The organism is Labrys okinawensis (assembly GCF_047345005.1).
Taxonomy (GTDB): domain Bacteria; phylum Pseudomonadota; class Alphaproteobacteria; order Rhizobiales; family Labraceae; genus Labrys; species Labrys okinawensis.
The window spans coordinates 5066744-5084310 of sequence record NZ_CP178864.1 but is presented as its reverse complement, the minus strand read 5'-3'; the positions used below and the strand labels follow the sequence as shown (position 1 = coordinate 5084310).

General features: G+C 60.0%; 10 protein-coding genes. 4 read left to right on the top strand and 6 right to left on the bottom strand.

The features are described from left to right. Positions 1-2: 2 nt before the first annotated feature. From ACMDCR_RS23835 to ACMDCR_RS23820, 4 genes are all read right to left on the bottom strand, one after another. Positions 3-992 carry an ABC transporter permease gene (locus ACMDCR_RS23835; RefSeq protein WP_413989011.1) on the bottom strand — a complete coding sequence of 330 codons (990 nt, stop codon included), beginning with the start codon at positions 990-992 and terminating at the stop codon, positions 3-5. Next, the gene (locus ACMDCR_RS23830) at positions 993-1856 is read right to left on the bottom strand and encodes an ABC transporter permease (protein ID WP_413989010.1); all 864 of its coding nucleotides are present in this window, start codon (positions 1854-1856) and stop codon (positions 993-995) included. It abuts the gene before it with no gap. Next, positions 1853-3622 (bottom strand): oligopeptide/dipeptide ABC transporter ATP-binding protein, encoded by a 1770-nt coding sequence (locus ACMDCR_RS23825; protein ID WP_413989009.1) that lies wholly within the window; start codon positions 3620-3622, stop codon positions 1853-1855. The genes ACMDCR_RS23830 and ACMDCR_RS23825 overlap by 4 nt, the downstream gene beginning before the upstream one ends. A gap of 81 nt (positions 3623-3703) precedes the next feature. Beyond that, positions 3704-5260 (bottom strand): ABC transporter substrate-binding protein, encoded by a 1557-nt coding sequence (locus ACMDCR_RS23820; protein ID WP_413989008.1) that lies wholly within the window; start codon positions 5258-5260, stop codon positions 3704-3706. A gap of 932 nt (positions 5261-6192) precedes the next feature. Between ACMDCR_RS23820 and ACMDCR_RS23815 the strand changes: the two genes are divergently transcribed. Both ACMDCR_RS23815 and ACMDCR_RS23810 read left to right on the top strand, forming a co-directional pair. Next, positions 6193-7029: an alpha/beta fold hydrolase gene (locus ACMDCR_RS23815; protein ID WP_413989007.1), complete on the top strand. Its 837-nt coding sequence runs from the start codon at positions 6193-6195 to the stop codon at positions 7027-7029. Positions 7030-7660: 631 nt separating this feature from the next. Then, the gene (locus ACMDCR_RS23810; RefSeq protein WP_413989006.1) at positions 7661-8509 is read left to right on the top strand and encodes an outer membrane protein; all 849 of its coding nucleotides are present in this window, start codon (positions 7661-7663) and stop codon (positions 8507-8509) included. A gap of 103 nt (positions 8510-8612) precedes the next feature. Here the strand turns inward: ACMDCR_RS23810 and ACMDCR_RS23805 are convergent, their stop codons facing one another. Together ACMDCR_RS23805 and ACMDCR_RS23800 are read right to left on the bottom strand one after the other, a co-directional pair. Next, positions 8613-14198, bottom strand: a complete 5586-nt coding sequence (locus tag ACMDCR_RS23805) for a DUF4347 domain-containing protein (protein ID WP_413989005.1) — start codon at positions 14196-14198, stop codon at positions 8613-8615. A gap of 277 nt (positions 14199-14475) precedes the next feature. Then, entirely contained in the window at positions 14476-16020 is a 1545-nt protein-coding gene (locus ACMDCR_RS23800; protein ID WP_413989004.1) for a methyltransferase regulatory domain-containing protein, read from the bottom strand. A gap of 340 nt (positions 16021-16360) precedes the next feature. On the opposite strand from ACMDCR_RS23800, the gene ACMDCR_RS23795 reads away from it, so the two are divergent. Then, on the top strand, positions 16361-16912 hold the full coding sequence (locus ACMDCR_RS23795) for a phage tail protein (protein WP_413989003.1): 552 nt from the start codon (positions 16361-16363) through the stop codon (positions 16910-16912). A 33-nt stretch (positions 16913-16945) separates the two neighbouring features. Continuing rightward, positions 16946-17500, top strand: a complete 555-nt coding sequence (locus ACMDCR_RS23790; RefSeq protein WP_413989002.1) for a phage tail protein — start codon at positions 16946-16948, stop codon at positions 17498-17500. Positions 17501-17567 lie beyond the last annotated feature (67 nt).

The window sequence follows — 17567 nt, the reverse complement described above, 5'->3', positions numbered from 1 at the left end:
TTTCAGAGGTTGATCCGTGGATCGGCCATTGACTGCCCGATCTCGATGAGCGTGTTGACAAGGATGTACAAGATTCCGAAGACGATGGCGACGCCCAGCACCGCCGGGAGATCGGCGCTGGCAAATGCCTGGACCGTGTAAAGACCCAGGCCAGGCCACCCGAAAATGCGCTCGACCACAAGTAAATTGCCGAAGAGAAGCCGGACCTGCAGGCCGAGCATGGACAGCGGGGCTGTAGCGGCATTGCGCAAACCATGGTGCAACAGCACCTTTGTCTCACTGAGACCCTTGCCGCGCGCTGTCCGAACATACGCTTGGCTCATAACCTCGTGAAGCGCGCCATTCAGGCTTCGCCCAACTGCGATGCCGATCGGCAACGCCAGGGCAAGCGCTGGCAAGATCATATGCAGCAGCGCGTCGCCGCTGACTTCGGGCCGGCCGACGAGTATTCCATCGATGACGTTGAGTCCCGTAGGGCCTGCGAAGTCGCGGTAGGCAAGCCGACCCGCTCCGGGAAACCAGTCGAGTCGGAACCAAAAAAAGTAGGCGAGAAGCAAGGCCGACAGAAAGATCGGCACGGAGCCCGCGCCCACCATAGCGAGCCTTATGCCGCCCGATCCCGGAATCAGGAACTGAAGCGCCGCCATGACGCCGGCGAGTGCCACTCCCAAAGCGATCGACGCCAGTCCGAGTTCAAGCGTAGCGGGAAGAAATTGCCGGATGTCGTCAGTCACAGGCTGCCGGGTCCTTACCGACGTCCCCAAGTCCCCATGCGCGAGGCGCAACAGGAACCGCCCGTACTGAACGACAACCGGGTCGTTCAGTCCGAGCTGCACGCGCATCGCCCTGACGGTTTCGGGCGGAGCGTTAGGCCCGGCAATGGCCCGCGCTGGATCGGCGGGGATAATGCTCTGGAGACCGAAAACGATGAAGCTCATCACCAGGAGAACCGCGACCGCGCCGACGATGCTTTTGGTGACATATGCCAACATCTACGCCCCCCTCAGCGCGGCGCGAATGCCGTCGCCCGCAAGGTTGGCAAGGAGGCAGAGGAAAAAGATAATCGCGGCCGGCAAGATCGGCAGCCACCAATGGACGGTGAGACTGTCGAGGGTGCGCGACGTCATCGCTCCGAGTTCAGGCGCCGGTGCGGGCAGTCCAAGGCCAAGGAAAGACATCAGCGACATCGTCATGATGACGTTGGCGACATCCAGTGAGGCCCCGATGAGCAAGGCGGGAACCACTCCCGGCAACAAGTAGCGCAGCAGCAGGCGCGGGCCGCGGACTCCGGCGATGCGCGCCGCCTCGACATGAGGACGGGCCTTGAGGCGACGAATTTCATCGCGAGAAATGCGTGCGTACCAGGGCCACCAGAAAATGGCGAGCGCGATCATCGTGTTAACCAGGCCAGGGCCGAGAGAAGCCACGACGGCGAGTGCGATGAGCGTTGCTGGAAGGACGATGAATAAGTCGATGATCCGCGTAATGACCAGATCGACCTTGTCGCCCATCAGGCCCGAAATCAGTCCGACCAGGGAGCCGAGAGTGAGACTGAAACCGATAACGGCAAGTCCTGGCAGCCACGTATATTGAACGCCGAGGATGGCGCGCGAGAACAGGTCGCGGCCGATCTCGTCGGTGCCGAACCAATGCCCAGCTGAAGGCGGCAGGTAGGCCCCGGCGACACGCAATTGTGGGTCGAACGGCGTGATCCAGGGCGCCAGTATGGCCACAACGGTGACGACCGGCACGCCGACGATGCCGATGCTTTCAAGCCGGCCGGCACGCCGGAAGAAATCGCGCCAGTTGAACCGGGGTCGCGCAGGCAGCGTGTCCAGGCTTGGCCGGCCGGTCATCGTCCGCCTGCCGCCTGCAGGCTCGGCATCGCCGCGATGAGAGACCGCGTATAGGCCGACTGCGGTGCGGCAATGATGGCATCCGGATCGGCAATCTCGACCAACTCGCCGTCCTTCAGCACCGCGATACGGTCGGCGATGATCCGGGCGGCCGCCAAATCGTGGGTCACGAACAGCATCGCCATGTCGAGCCGCCGCCGCAGGTCGCTAAGAAGGTTCAAGGTAGTTGCGGCCAGCGAGACGTCCATGGCGCTGATCGGCTCATCGCAGAGCAGAAGCCTTGGGGGGACGATTACCGCGCGAGCCAAAACGGCGCGCTGGCATTGCCCGACCGACATCTCGGCCGGCAGCGCGTCCATCAGCACCGGATCAAGGCCGACCAGCTTTATTGCCTCTCCGACGCGACGGCGGCCGTAGTCTGAGTCCAGCGACACGGCCCGCAGACGCTCGCCGATCTGCTCGCCGATTGTGAGCCACGGCGTTAGCGCTGCCACGGGGTCTTGAAACACGACTTGCGGAAGGAGCTTGTCGAAGCGAGTAACAGCGCCGCTGTCAGGTACCACGAGCCCGGCGGCAATCCTCAGAAGGGTGGACTTGCCAGCGCCACTCTCGCCCACCAGGCCCACGCACTCGCCAAGCTTGATCGAGAGGTTGACCGACCTGAGAACGGGCTGTGGTTGCCGGCGTCCCCAAAACGATCGGGGGCCTGTCGGATATGTTTTTCCGACGTTGGATAGCCTCAAGGCGGCGGTTTCCTGGATTGCCTGGACCGGCCATGGTTTCGCATCGGCGCGGTGCACTGAGAGAAACGGGGTTTGTTCGTGGTGAAGGCAGGCGACTGTGCCGCCATGGACGGAAGCAGGTTTCAGCGGTGGGCGGATCGTCGTGCAATCTGCCTGGGCGATCGGGCAACGAGTCGCGTAGGCGCAGGCGCTCTCGAAATTTATGAATTGCGGGCGCTCGGACGGGAGAGTGGGAAGCGGGCGCCGTCGATCAGAGTCCAGATCGAACCGAGCGGCGAGCAGGCCGGCGGAATAGGGGTGCGTGGGATTGCGGGCCACCTCCTGCATGCGGCCCATTTCAACGATGCGTCCGGCGTAAAGAACCAGGACGCGCTCGGCCAATGAGGCCGCCACACTCAGATCGTGCGTAACGAACAGAATTGCCATCTGCTGTTCACGGGCGAGACCGCGCAAAAGATCGAGGATCTGCGCCTGCGTGGTGACGTCGAGCGCAGTGGTCGGTTCATCGGCGATGAGAAGCTTCGGCCTCGCCATCATCGCCATGGCGATAAGCACTCGCTGACGCTGGCCCCCCGATAGGCGATGCGGAAGCGCATCGGCGATGCGGTCCGGGTCAGGCAAGCCAGTGCGGCTGAGCCAGTCCTCGATCGATCCCTCGCGCTCCCCATTGGATTCTCGCATCTGACGGCGGATGCTCATCGTAGGGTTGAGCGCGCCCATCGGATCTTGCGCGATGGTGCGGACAAGATGGCGGCGGGCCGACTGCCAGGTGCGCCTTCCCGCGCCGACAAGCTCGATCCCCGCCAGCCGTATGGAGCCTGCAACCTGTGGCAGGTATTCGCGCGGCAGGAGCCCCTGAAGCGCCAACCCGATGCTTGTCTTACCGGAACCGCTTTCCCCGACCAGCGCGATGATTTCGCCCGGAAGCATGTCGAAACTGATGCCATCGAGGACGCGGAAAGGACGACCTTCGCGGCTGAGAATGACTGAGAGGTCTTTGACGGCGAGGACGGGCTCGGCCACGGGTTCCGACATTGGATGCGAAAGCTTGACCATCTGCGTTACGAGCCTTACCCGCTTCCGGTATGAACCGGATGCTGGAATTCAGGGTCCCCAGCGAACGGTGGCGAAGTCGATGTTGCCGGGTGGGTTCACGGGACGGAGTCCAAGGTTCTTCAGACCCTTGACGTGGACAACCACATCGTCGACATCGACAAGCGGGATGACGATGCCGGCATCGAAATACATCTGCCCCGCTCTCTCGTAGAGAGCGTCGCGTTTTTTGACGTCGGTCAATTGTCCGGCCTCGTCGACTATGGCATCGGCTTCCGGGAGCGCCCGGCCAAAAAAGTTAAGGGAACCGTCTTTTGTGAAGAACACCTTGGCCTGGTTCTCTGGATGAGCGGCGTCCGGGCCCGCGATCGTGAGCAGTAAATCGGGAGGGTTTGGGTCGTGCTTCAAGTTGTAAGCAGCGCCGGAGGGTAGCACGTAAGCCGTTGCCTTTACGCCGATCAACGCCAGTTGTGCAATCATTAGGTCGGCGATACGGCCGTAGCTTGGGGCCGCGCTATGGAGGCCAATGACCAAATTGACGGAGCCATGTTTCGCGATCGTGGCTTTCGCTGCCTCGAAATCGGTCGGGAACCGGATCGGATTCATCGGGTCGAGCATCACGTTCGGATAGACCGATCTCGCCAGGCTTGCGAACTCTCCAAAGGCGTCCTTGACCCACAGCGCCGGGTTGATCGCCGCCAAAATCGCCTTGCGAACGTCTGCGTCGTCGAGTGGCGAGTTCGGCTTAACGAAGAGATCGTACGGTATCATGCTCGGGACGGCAGTAATCTCCAGGCCTGCCGGTAGGCTGGTGAGTTGTGCGAACGGATAGTTGATCGGCACGGCATCGATCGCACCCGCCTGCAATTGAAGTATCTGCTGGCTGATATCGGGCACGATCGAAATGAAGATCTGCCGGAAGAATGGTTCGTCGCCCCAATAGTCGTCGTTGCGTTCGAGGACATAGCGCTGACCGCGTTTGAATTCAGCCAATTTGAACGGACCTGTGCCGACCGCATGCTCATTGAGCCAAGTCGTCGCGAAGTCGCCGTTGTCATGCCGCGCGAGCGCTACCGGACTGACGATCTTAGGCCCCCACGGGCTGGAAAGGGCGTCGAGGAGCGAAGGTTGAGGGTGGCCCAAAGTGAGCACGACCGTCGAATCGTCGGGCGCCCTCATGTCCTTCACGTTAGCCAGGAAGTAGCTCAGGATCAGTCCACGGTCGCGGCGGCGTTCGAACGACTTTATTACCGCCGCCGCATTGAATGCCGTGCCATCATGGAACTTGACACCGTTGACCAGGTGGAAGGTGTAAGTTAGCCCGTTGTCCGAGATCTCCCAGCTCTTGGCGAGCAGGCCAACGATCTTGGTTGAACCCGGCTCGTATTGGACAAGACCCTCATAGACGTTGTTGATTGCGCTCACCGCGCCGGTCTCAAACCCGTTGTCCGGATCGAAGGTGCCAATATCGGCCACATAAGGTATGCGGAGAACATCCTGCGCGTGGACGGCCGCTGACGAACCGTGCAAGCTGACCGCAAGCAGCAGTGTGCTTAGGCAGAAGCTGCGCCTGGTGAATTGCTTGGTCGGGCAGGGGTACGTCTGCACTAAACTTCCCCGTCCGCCTGATCTCAAATCAAAGCCTGCAGGATGGCTGACCGCTGCCAACCCGATTGGCCAATGAGGCACCTGAGGCGTTTGTCCACCCCCGCGTCGCCTGGCCGCTATGAGCGATTTTCTATCTCTGATTGGCATTGGCGGCTTTCCACGCGGTGTTCCGCGTAATCGTACCTCCGCGGGCGGATCGCGGTCTATTTAGCCGTAGGCAGGGGGTAACCTATGCCTGGGCATAGACCGCGGGTGCATTGCCATCGCGCCGCTCGCTGGCAATAGATCGAGCAGCTTGCCCGCTGACGTAAGGGCCGATCACGACGAGACGTAACGCCGTCAAAGCATGCAGTTTATGAAAAGCATTTGTAGCACGATCGTCTCATGTCGAAGGACATCTAGCCGGAGTCTTCAGCAATTTGTGCGGTGGTTCTCCAACCGGTAGCGAAGATAGCGGTATCAGCTGCCATGCGAACGAAATCAAAATGGTCGACCGGGCGTCCGCCACGTCAACTATATTTAGCGACTCAAATCCTGGTCACGAGGAGCAGCGGGCCTATACCTTGGCGCAGGGCGAATGATACCGCTCGATAGTCGACGGTGGCCGTAGCTGGCACTAGCATCTCAATCGCTGGAACGCTTCCGGCGAACGCCGCGACGTCCCCGATTTCCTGCTCGCGGCGGCATCGACCACTGCAGTGATATCTGCTGGCGACTCCCGGTCCAGCATGCGGTCACTGTGCCAACGTACTCACGCCCATTCGGGAACGCATTCAATGAATGAGACCCAAGCATATCAATCAATGATCGATCGGCGGACGCTCCTTGCTGGTGGCACTGCGCTAGCGGCCGCAATTGCGCTGCTTTCGCCCGATCTCGCACAAGCGGTCACCACTACTCCTTCATCTCCCTCACAAAATCGGAGAGCAACCATGGACTATGTCACAACCAATGATGGCGTTGAGATCTTCTACAAGGATTGGGGACCAAAGAGCGCCCCACCGATCATGTTTCATCATGGCTGGCCACTGTCGGGGGACGACTGGGACACCCAAATGCTGTTCTTCCTCGCGAACGGCTACCGCGTCGTCGCCCACGATCGGCGTGGGCATGGCCGCTCGTCGCAAGTTAGTGACGGTCACGACATGGATCACTACGCCGCAGACGCGGCGGCGGTTGTCGAGCACCTCGACTTGAGGAGCGTAGTCCATATCGGCCACTCCACCGGCGGCGGCGAGGCGGCTCGTTATGTCGCCCGGCACGGTCAACCGCAGGGCCGCACCGCCAAGCTCGTCATCGTCGGCGCAGTACCACCGGTCATGGTGAAATCAGATAAGAATCCGGGCGGCCTGCCAATTGAGGTGTTTGACGATCTGCGCAAGATGCTTGCGGCCAACCGTTCGCAGTTCTACATCGACTTCCCAACCGGTCCATTCTACAGCTTCAACCGCCCTGGCAAGATGCCAATCCTACCGGTGATCCAAAACTGGTGGCGACAGGGCATGATGGGCAGTGCAAAGGCCCACTATGACGGCATCAAGGCTTTCTCCGAAACTGATTTTACCGAGGATCTGAAGATCATCAGCGTGCCCAGCTTTGTGGTTCACGGCGACGACGATCAGATTGTACCAATCGCCGACTCCGCACCGCTCTCGGCGAAGCTTCTCAAGAATAGCACGTTGAAAATCTATCCTGGCTTTCCACACGGCATGCTCACTACCCATGCCGACGTGGTGAACCCGGATCTCCTTGCTTTCATCAAGAGCTGACATGCTCCGGCGGCTGACCCCGATCTCCAGGGAAGCGACAACGACAAGATGTCCTTGATTATCATCAGAAATCCCAAAGATATCCGAGTCAGGAAAGCATGAGAAATTGTGGGGCGGTATGGGGACGCCGGTCGACTGGTCTTGCGTATGATTGTCGTTCGCCATACCCCCCAATGCCGCTGCCCCAAAGTTGAGCGCAGAGCACCTTCCAGGGGTCGGAACAAGATTTGCTGCCGTAGGCGCGATGAGCATGCAGTTCAGCGGTCAGAAAGGCCGGCGCCTGGCGAATGGACGGGACTTTCATCGCAAGTTCATCAAGTGTCAGCAGCGAGGCAATTCGCACCGTCACCTCCCGCACTTTGACGAAAGAGACACATCAACTCAGATAGATTTATCGACTAATCAGTCTTGGCGATTATTAAGATTTTTCAGCACAGAAAAAGTGCGAAGGTGCCGACTATGATATATTTCAACAGGAACTTGGGTTCTGATGTTGTTGATTTATGGCCATTGATTCTTTGAATTCCGGCTGAGTGTTGGTAGAGTTTGCCGCCTACATAGAACAGATTCTCCTCGTGCCTTGTAAATATGCCACACCTGCGATGCTTTATTGTTGCAGCCCTAGATTGCGATGGATTTCGAGGCGATTGCCCAGTATAAGAAGGTAATTGGGGGTATATCGATGAAGATTTTGAAAAAGGTATTGCTCGCAAGTGCTGTCAGCGCTGGCGTCGGGTTCGCGGGCGCGGCCGCTGCGGCAGATCTGGCCGCTTCCACCCCTCCGTCCTGGACTGGATTCTATGCCGGCGCCAATATCGGATATGGCTGGGATTCAGGCTCGGTAAAGTCATCGATGCGAGCAACCGACCCCACCGCCGATGGAGTGGTGGCTGCATTGCTTGCGGCGGGCAGTCTTCCCAGGTCTCTGTCGCCGTCGGTTCATGGTTTCATCGGCGGCGGCCAGATCGGCTATAATTGGCAATTGTCCGACGGCTGGCTACTGGGAGCGGAGACCGACCTGCAAGCCTCCGGTATCGACGACTCGTCAACGGCGGGTCGTGTTCCTGCAGGGTTCGACCCCACATTGACGACTGTCACCAAGAAGATTGGCTGGTTTGGAACGGTGCGGGGCCGCGCCGGTTATCTCATTACGCCCCAGTGGTTGCTCTACGCGACAGCGGGCTTGGCCTATGGGGACACAACCATAAAATTCAGTACCGTTGATGTCACTGGCTGTGTAGTCGGCGGTACTATTTGCGCGGACGGATCGTCCTCCAGTACACGGGTGGGGTGGACTGTCGGGGGCGGTGTCGAGGCGATGCTGACGCAGAATTGGAGCGTCAAGGCCGAATATCTCTATGTCGACCTGGGCAAGAAATCAGCCAATATCGCCTCTTTCACTTCCCCGATCGTGTTTCATTCGTCAGCTCACTTTCATGAACAAATTGTTCGCCTAGGCCTGAATTATCATTTCGAGTGAGGCCTTGTCATACAGCGAATGGCCTCTTTCACCCGGCAATTTTGCGCCCACCGCCAGTTCTTGCAATCAGCCCGCCAACGAGTATTGACGGGCTGTTATCTGATCAGACCAGGTGGAAATTCGAAGCGGTCAAGCTGGCAACCTGCATGTTGGTAATGGTGACAACGTGCGTGCTGTCGAGGGTCAGGACGCTGTCGGCACCAGCCGGATGCAGATTGGTCAAGACGTTGGCGATCGAACCGAACTGCGACTGCTGGAGCTGGATGGTGTCCAGCTTAGTGTGAAAGTTATTGATGGTGTTGTGTCCGAAATCGCCGGCGAACACGAAGATATCCTGCCCGGTATTTCCTGCATTCAGGACATCACCCGGGCCGCCGATCAGGATTTCATGGGCATTGAAGGTCGCTGCGGCAGTAAGCGTGGCATTGCCGGCACTGCCGTCGAGGATCGTATTGCCATACCCAGTAGCCGCTGATCCACCGGATGGCACCTGAACATAGGCATAGTTGCCTCCAACAACGCTGATGTTCAATGTCGTCGGCGAAGTCGGGCTATGGCCGTTGCTCGCCGTATAGGTGAAGCTGTCGACGGCGTAAACGCTGGACGATGCGTTGGCGGTGTAGGAATAGCTGCCATCAGCATGCAGCGTCAGCGAACCGTAGGTTCCGGCAATCGCATGATCCACGCCCGCAGTCGATCCGTTGACCGTGCTGACCACGAGATGGTCAGCCGGATTGGTGTCGGTGTCGTTGGCGAGCACGCCGTGAGCGGCGTTGGCCGTAACCGTGTGGCCCGCAATGACGCTGTTGCTGTCGGGATTGGCCGTGATCACCGACCCCACTACCGAAAGCCCAGGGAACGTCGCGGTCACATTGGTGGCGGGGTTGCCGGCCAGATCGGTGATGCTTCCGTGGGTAACGCCCGTGATCGCCAAATCGTGGGTACTGCTGTCGCCTGCACCGACGGTGTAATTGAACACCAGCTTGGTCGGATCTCTCAGCGCCGCCGTTGCATCGCTGTCATAGGTGGCGGCGCCCCCGTCATTGAGGGTGAGTGTCGGCGTTCCTCCGTCAAACTTGACGGCTTCCGTAAAGGCCAGCGTGAACTTGACAGTCTGGCCGAATGCTTCGACGCCACCCGGCGGATCGGCCGTGGCCGTAACGAGATCCGGCGCCAGCGTGTCGCCCGTAAAGGTAACGACATTGCTGGCCGCTCCGGCGTTGTTGGCCGCATCGGTATAGCTTCCCGTAACCTGGACCGTGCCATTCTCGTTATTGGTCGCACCCGGTGTGAAGCTCGCCGTGTAGATATCGTGACCCGAACCGTCGACACCATGAGCCACCAGATTGCTGAGAGACCCGCCGCTTGCCACGACATCGTCAAGCGTGAAGCCTGCCACCGCCTCGCTGAAGGTGAATGTCACGGCGGCGGTGTCACCGGCCATCAGAGTGGGGTGATTGTTCGACACCGTCGCTGCCACAGTCACCGTCGGCACAGTGGTGTCGATCTGCAGCGTACCGGTCGGATTGGTGACGGCGCCGCCGAGATCGGCGTCGTTGGCCGCCGCATCCCTCACGGTGCCGCCATTCAGGTGGACCGCGGATACCGCCAGGTCCGCGGTGTCATGACCGGCCGCGACGGTGTAGCTGAAAGTCAGTGCCGTACCGCCGCTGCCGCCGTTATAGGTGGCAATCTCGCCATTGCTGAGCGTTAGCGTCGGCGTGCCTCCGCTGGTGTCGACGAGGACGGCCTCGCTGGTGTTTACTGTGAACGTCACGACATGGCCGGCATTGAGGTCGCCGCTGCCTGCGGTGATGCCTGGGCCGGAGGTCGTCACCGAGGACACCGTCGGCGCGGCGGTGTCGATCAGCAGCGTGCCGGCCGGATTGGTGACGGCGGCGCCGAGATCGGCGTCGTTGGCCGCCGCATCCCTCACGGTGCCGCCATTGAGGTGGACCGCGGACACGGCGAGGTCAGCGGTGTCATGGCCGGCCGCCACGGTGTAGCTGAAGGTCAGGGCCGTGCCACCGCTGCCGCCGGCATAGGTGGCAATCTCGCCATTGCTCAGCGTCAGCGTCGGGGTGCCGCCACTGGTGTCGACGAGGACGGCCTCGCTGGTGTTGACCGTAAACGTCACGATATGGCCGGCATTGAGGTCGCCGCTGCCTGCGGTGATGTCCGGGCCGGAGGTCGTCACAGAGGATACCGTCGGCACGGTGGTGTCGATCTGCAGCGTACCGGCCGGTGCCGGGATCGTCCCGGTGAAATCGGCATCGCGGGAGTTGGTATCCCGGATGGTGCCGCCGTGGAGTACGACCGCGTCCACTCCGAGATCGCCGATGTTTTCGCCTGATGCAACCGTGTAGGTAAAGGTCAGGGCGGCGCTGCCGCTGCCGCCTGTGTAGGTGGCCGTTCCCCCGTCGTTCAAAGTCAATGTCGGGATACCCCCGGCCGTATCGACCGTCACCGCGGTGCTCATGTTCACCGTCAGCGTGACGACATGGCCGGCATTGAGGTCACCATTGCCATCGGCGCCGATGCCAGGGCCGGAGGCTGCGATGGAGGTGATCGTCGGCGCGCCCGTGACGTCGATCGTCAGCGTTGACCCCGCCGCGCCGCCGCGGCCATCCGATGTCGTGTAATCGATGACTTCGCTTGCATGGCCTCCGGCCCCGGCAAGCGCGGTCTGCTGGGCGACAGTGGCGCCCGCCGTATAGGTGTAGGTCCCGTTGGTGTTGAGCGTGATATCGCCATAGGTGCCATGGAACAATGTACCGACGGTGCCGGCCGTACCGTCCGTAAAGCCGTTCACGGTGAGAGTGTCGCCGTCCTTGTCCGTGTCGTTGCTCAGCACGTTGCCTGTGACGGCCACGCCGCCCGAGATTGCACTGTTGGCATCGGCCACGCTGACAGGCGCGCGGTCGATCGTGACCGTCAGCGTCGATGTCGAGGTTCCGCCATTGCCGTCGGATACAGTATAGGTGACCACCTCGGTGGGATGACTGCCGGCGGGGGCGCTGTCGAGCGCCGTTTGCTGCCCCCCAGTCGCGCCGGCCGTATAGGTGTAAGTGCCATTGGCGTTAAGCGTGATATCGCCATACGCGCCGTGGAATAACGTGCCGACGGTACCGGCCGTGCCGTCCGTGAAGCCGGTCACGGTGAGACTGTCGCCGTCCGAGTCCGTGTCGTTGGTCAGCACGTTGCCGGTCGCAGCGATACCCCCATTAAGGGCACTGTCGGTATCGGCAACCGTGGCCGGCGCACGATCGACAGTGATGCTCAGCGTCGACGAAGACGTGCCGCCATGACCGTCGGATACCGTGTAGGTAACCACCTCTGTGGGATGGCTCCCGGCGGCGGCATTGTTGATGGCCGCCTGCTCGCCTCCCGTGGCGCCTGCGCTGTACGTGTAGGCGCCATTGCTGTTAAGCGTCAGGTCCCCGTATGTGCCATGAAATAAGGTGCCGACAGTGCCTGCCGTACCATCCGTGAAGCCCGACACCGAAAGAGTGTCGCCATCCCGGTCGAGATCATTTCCGATCACATTGCCGGCTGCGGCGGACCCGCCGGCGAGAGCCGCCTTGGTGTCGGCCGTCAGCTCCGGCGCACGATCGATGGTCACCGTCGTGGTGGTGACGTTGTTCGGGCCGACCGGATTGCCAGCCGCCCCGTCGTTCACCTGCCAGGTGACGGTACGCGTCGGATGAGCTCCGGTGCTGGTGTCCGTGCCGGTGTCCTTGAAGGAAACCTGTGCAAGAAGGGCTTCATACTCGGCATAGGTGTTCTCAGTGCCGGTCGCGTTGGCAACCGTCAGCGTGTGCGAGCTTGCATCGAAGCTCACTGAAAAAGAACCACCGCCGACATTGACCGTCTGCGGCGTATTGTTGAAGCTGAAGTTCGAATTGATGCCGATCAGGTCGCCCGTTTGGGCGTTCGAGATCTGGACCGACGCACTGGCAAGAAATCCGCCGTTGTCGGAATCGGTAACGCCGATTGGTGTCGCGCCCAGCAACAGCAAGGGCGACGAGCTCCCCTGCAGCGCCTGGGTGGATGTACCCGTGAACGTACCGATATGTGCCAGTTCATCGAGAGCGATAGCCCTGGTGATGGCATTGCTCGATGCACCCTCGTCGCCATGCGCCAAGATGGTGTCGCCGGTGAAAGTCGTCCCGGCGGCGTTGAGCGAAAATACATGTATTGCTGGGGCGATCTGGGGTGTGTGGAATGTGTCACCCCCGTCGCTTACGATAAGCTGGTTTGAATCGGCGTCGTAGGCCAGTCCGCCAGGCGCGACAAAGGCCAGTGATGCGGGCAGCGTCATCTGAACGGCGGTGCCGCCACCGATCGGCATTTCCCAGATGGTGGAATGCGTGGTGCCCGACCCGTTGCTCTGGTCCTCCGTCGCGAAATAGATCATCCCCGTCGTCGTGTTGATCGTCAGGGCGGAGATCGCAAGTCCGGAGCCTGCCGCAGTCGCCGGAAACTGCGATTGGCTCGAAAGCAGCGTGGTGACGTGGGTCGTGAGATCGGTGACGCAAACGCCGTTGGTGTCCGCAAAACCTCCACCGAAGGGGCCGCTGCCGTCGGTCTTGAGATCGTTGGCGGCGAAGTAGATCTTCTGCGCAGCAACGTCGAGGTACAGATCCTTCGGATTGGTGAAGGCTGCGCCGCTCGTGGAGATGAAATATGATGGCGAGATCACGCCGCCGGAGGTGATGGGGTTGCCATTGTTGACGACGCCGGTAGCCGGGTCATAGGAAAGCTTGATGATGCCGCTATCGGCCTGGCCGTCGCCCCACACACCGATGTAGATGAAGTGGTTTTGAGGGTCGGCGGTTATTCCTTGGATGACATAATCGTTCGGATTGAGGGTGAGTGTGCTGCTGATCGGCGCACCACCGCTGGTGTGGCCTACGACGAGATGAACATTCTGGGTGGCAGCTTCACCTTGATTGAGTGCAAAATACAGGCCGGCGGCCGTATCGAGTGCGATGTCGCTGAAGGTTGTCTGCCCTGAGCCGTCACTGGGACTCTCTCCCACCTGGGTGCGGCCGCTGCCGTCGGAATTGACATATCCGAACGGATTCTGGTTGCCGGTTAACGTATCGCGGTCGGCTCCGAACCAGATCTGGCTGGTGACGGTGCCTGCGAGTTCGCCTTGGAAATCGGCGAGCGTCGACGCGGTGAAGGGTGTCGAAGCCTCGATCGCGCCGGTCGACGCATCGAGCGTCCATGAGCCGCCATGATCGGCGCTACCCACAAGATGTGTCGCTGCTGCGACGTCGACACCACCGGCATAATGGGAGAGGTCGGTGATGAATTGCTGGCCGGCAGCGCCGGCTGCCGTGTTGCAGGCGTAGAGTGCAAGATCACCGCCCGGCGCCAGGGCGGCACCAATGGTCGACAATGCAGTCGCGTGGCTTGCCAAATCGGTGTCGTCGAGCCAGCTCGAACCAAGCTCGATCTCGCCCGGAGCGCCATGGCCGACGATCGAAATAGAGGCAAGACCACCAAGGTTGTCGCTCGCCAGAATGTCGGCGATCTGCTGAATGCCGTCACTGGCAGCATCGAGCACAAAGACCTGCTCGCCCGGCGCCGCGCCGTCGATCAGGGCCTGTATGTTGGGTACACGAGAATCGATGAAGACGATTTGCACCGGATCAGCGCTCGTGGCATTGGAAGTAGACATAAATATTCCCCCCAACATTGCAGAGGTATGCGCGAAAAATTCACGAATTATTTCTTTTTACTTTGAATTTTTTCGCATACTTCTGATCAATGTCTTGATCAATTTGGTGGCCGAAACAGTCGTTCACTGAGAGTCAGTTAGAACGAAATGGACCCGGGGGCGTGTCAAGTATTCTATATTAATTGAAAGCGTAGCATTGCCGACGCCCTCTCACAAGTGGAGGGCGAGAAGATAATACTTCACTTCATGTGAAGGTTTTATATCAGCGCGTGTCCGATCACAGCATGCCGAGACGACGCCAGAGGGGAATGTCGTCTTCGATGACCGGTTTCATTCGAGCAGAAAGGAACTCTATCGCTTCATCGTCCTCCGTCAGGGCGCGTGCGTTGTCGAAGGGGCGCCGGCCGAGCGCCGTGATGATCGACAGGCCGTGGCGCGCTGCTGCAAGGGGCGTATCGGCCTTGCCGTCGAAGACCGCCGCAAGTGTCAGGAGGCCGAAATCGTCGATGCGGATGCCGGTGCCTGCGACCGGCGAGGCAAGATAGCCATAAAGCCGTCCTCCTCTCGCCCGATCGACGATCATGCGATTGAAGCGCCGCGCGGGCTCTGGATCCGTTGTCGGCCGCATGACAAAAGGTACGACCTGTCCGGAATGGATCAGCAGCGCAAGGCATTCGACGAGCCTGTCCACCGCATGCTCGCCAAAAGAGGGCAGTGCCAGCAACTCGTCGAAGGTTGCGAACCTTTCCGCCAGCATATCCGCAATTGGACTATAAAAGTCCTCCTTGCCGATCAATTCGTTGAGCGGACCGCGGAACTTGAATTGTTGCCGGCGCCTCGGCACAGCGGGGGCGAAAAGCATCTGCCCCAGGAACTCTCGTCGTTCAGCCTTGCTCAGAATCCTGCTGGCACGCCCAAAAATGTCGCGCCTGAAATTCTTGTTGGCAGCAACGTCGCGCAATGTCTCACGCAGGATCGGATCGCCGGTCTGCGCCATAAGGGGCTGGAGGTTTGCCGGCACCGCGAACTGGTCGAAGTTTTCGGTCAGCGTCGCCGAGGCGATGTATCCAAGGCCGTCGGCCTGGCCCAATCGCGCGGCGACTTCCGAGAATTGAAACAGTCGCCAATGGTCGCTGAGATATTCATGCGCCAGATAAACGCGGTCCTGGGCAAGCATTGCTTCAAGATGGACGGAAGCCATTGGATTGCAGGCGAAGTAAGTGGCGTTGCCCTCCTTCAACTGGGCGAGCAAATCGAGCGCGGCGGCGATCTGGCTCTGCGAGTTGCCCGCGTGGCGACGTTTGATATCGATAATGAGCTGCCGAATGGGCACGAGAGGGGCCCAGCCCGGCAGGCAATTGTAGGATATGTAAAGAGCGCCATCCCGGCGCAGGCGTTGGCGCAAGATCTGCAGAATTGCCTCTTCCGCCTCCTTCGCCACCCAACTCAAGACGCCATGGAGAAGGACGATATCGACGTTGCCATCGCCGGCCCGCGCCGCCATCGCCTCGAAGCTTGCCTCAGCGACGGAAAGATTGGTGAGGCCAGCGGACTCGACGAGATCCCTGGCATGCGCGACGTGAGCGGGATTGAAGTCGCAACCTTCGAAAACAATGTCCGGATTGGCTGCGGCGAGCAGCGCAAGGCCAAATCCCTGACCAAAGCCCAGTTCCAGGACGCGCCCCGGCCGCAATGTGCCGCCGGGGTCGCAGCCAGCGACAAGCGACGAAAAGGCCAGGTGGCTCGGCGCCATCTCCGAATAGAAGTCCGAGGTGTAGCCGATGTCGGTAATATAGCCGTCGCCCAAGATCACAATACCCACGCCATCCGTTTGAAACTCGCAGTCACTGTCCTCAAATTTCTGTGTCTCAGATCCAAGATCTCATTAGCTTGTCGCAAAAATTTCATCACGTTGCACCCCTCCGGCGAGAATCGAATTAATCAAAGTGAGCCAAAAGGCATTCGAATGCAAAAACCCATTGTGCTCGTCGTGTGAGAATCGTAAGCTGCGATCAGTTTGCACTTGAAATCAAGAATCTAAAAACGATTACATAATATTGATTGCTGCCAGATTGCTTCAGGCGGCAATGGGAGGCGGTTTTCTGCGTTAGATTTGCCGACTAATATGACGCGGTTAATGTAACGATGAAAAGGGGAGTGGCATGTCCGACACCTATGTTGGCCAGATTCTTGCTTTTGCAGGCACATTCGCGCCAAGGGGCTATGTGTTATGCGCCGGTCAATTGCTCCCGATCTCTCAATACGAAGTGCTGTACAATCTGATCGGCACGACCTACGGCGGTGACGGTGCCACCACTTTCGGGGTGCCGGATTTGCGTAGCCGTGTACCCATTCATCAAGGGCAAGGGCCTGGCCTGTCGAATTACATCATCGGCACGGCCGCCGGTGTTGAAAGCGTTGCACTCATCAGCGCGCAGATTCCAGCGCATAATCATCAGGTCACGGTCGTTACCGGGCAGGGCACCAATTCCGTCTCCACGCCAAGCAGCACGACCTATCTGGCCGACGGATATCAAAACCCGGCCACGGCCGCCTACAACTACCTGCCTTATTCCAGCAACAATACGCAGGTTGCCCTGGCCACCAACACCATCAAGGTCGCCGGCGGGGGCGTGCCGCACAACAATATCCAACCCTGCCAGGCGGTTTTGTACTGCATCGCGATAGCCGGCGTCTATCCAAGCCAGGGCTGAGTCGAACGGGCGGTCGAGAGCAAGGAGAGACAGATGACGGAGCCATATGTTGGACAGGTACAGCTTTTTGCCTTCAACTTCGCACCGAGAGGCTGGGCGCTCTGCCAGGGCCAGATCCTGCCCATTCAACAGTATACGGCGCTTTTTTCTCTGCTCGGCACGAACTACGGCGGCAATGGACAGACGACTTTCGGCCTCCCGAATCTGCAGGGGACCGCTGTCGTCGGGGTGGGGCAGGGACCGGGATTGACCGACTATGAACCGGGCCAGACCGGAGGCTCGACGTCGGTGACCCTCGCCTATAACGAATTGGCGCCGCACAGCCATAACTTCATGGCGGCGTCCGCCGCCGGGACGACCATAACGGCCGCCGGAAACCAGCTCGGCATCAGTCAACTCGGCAGCAGCAAGCAGGGACCGTCGACTACAGCCAAAGTCTACAGCCCCAATCCGGGCAGCGCCACGACCGGACTGGCGCCACCGTCGATCAGCCAGGTCGGCGGCAATCAACCGCATAACAATATGCAGCCCTATCTCGTGCTGAACTATTGCATCGCACTGAGTGGGATTTTCCCGGCGCGAAACTAAGGCGTTTTGCGATTTGACGAAATCGGCGAGAATCGCAAAGACGCATCGAAACAAAGAGTTAGAGCAG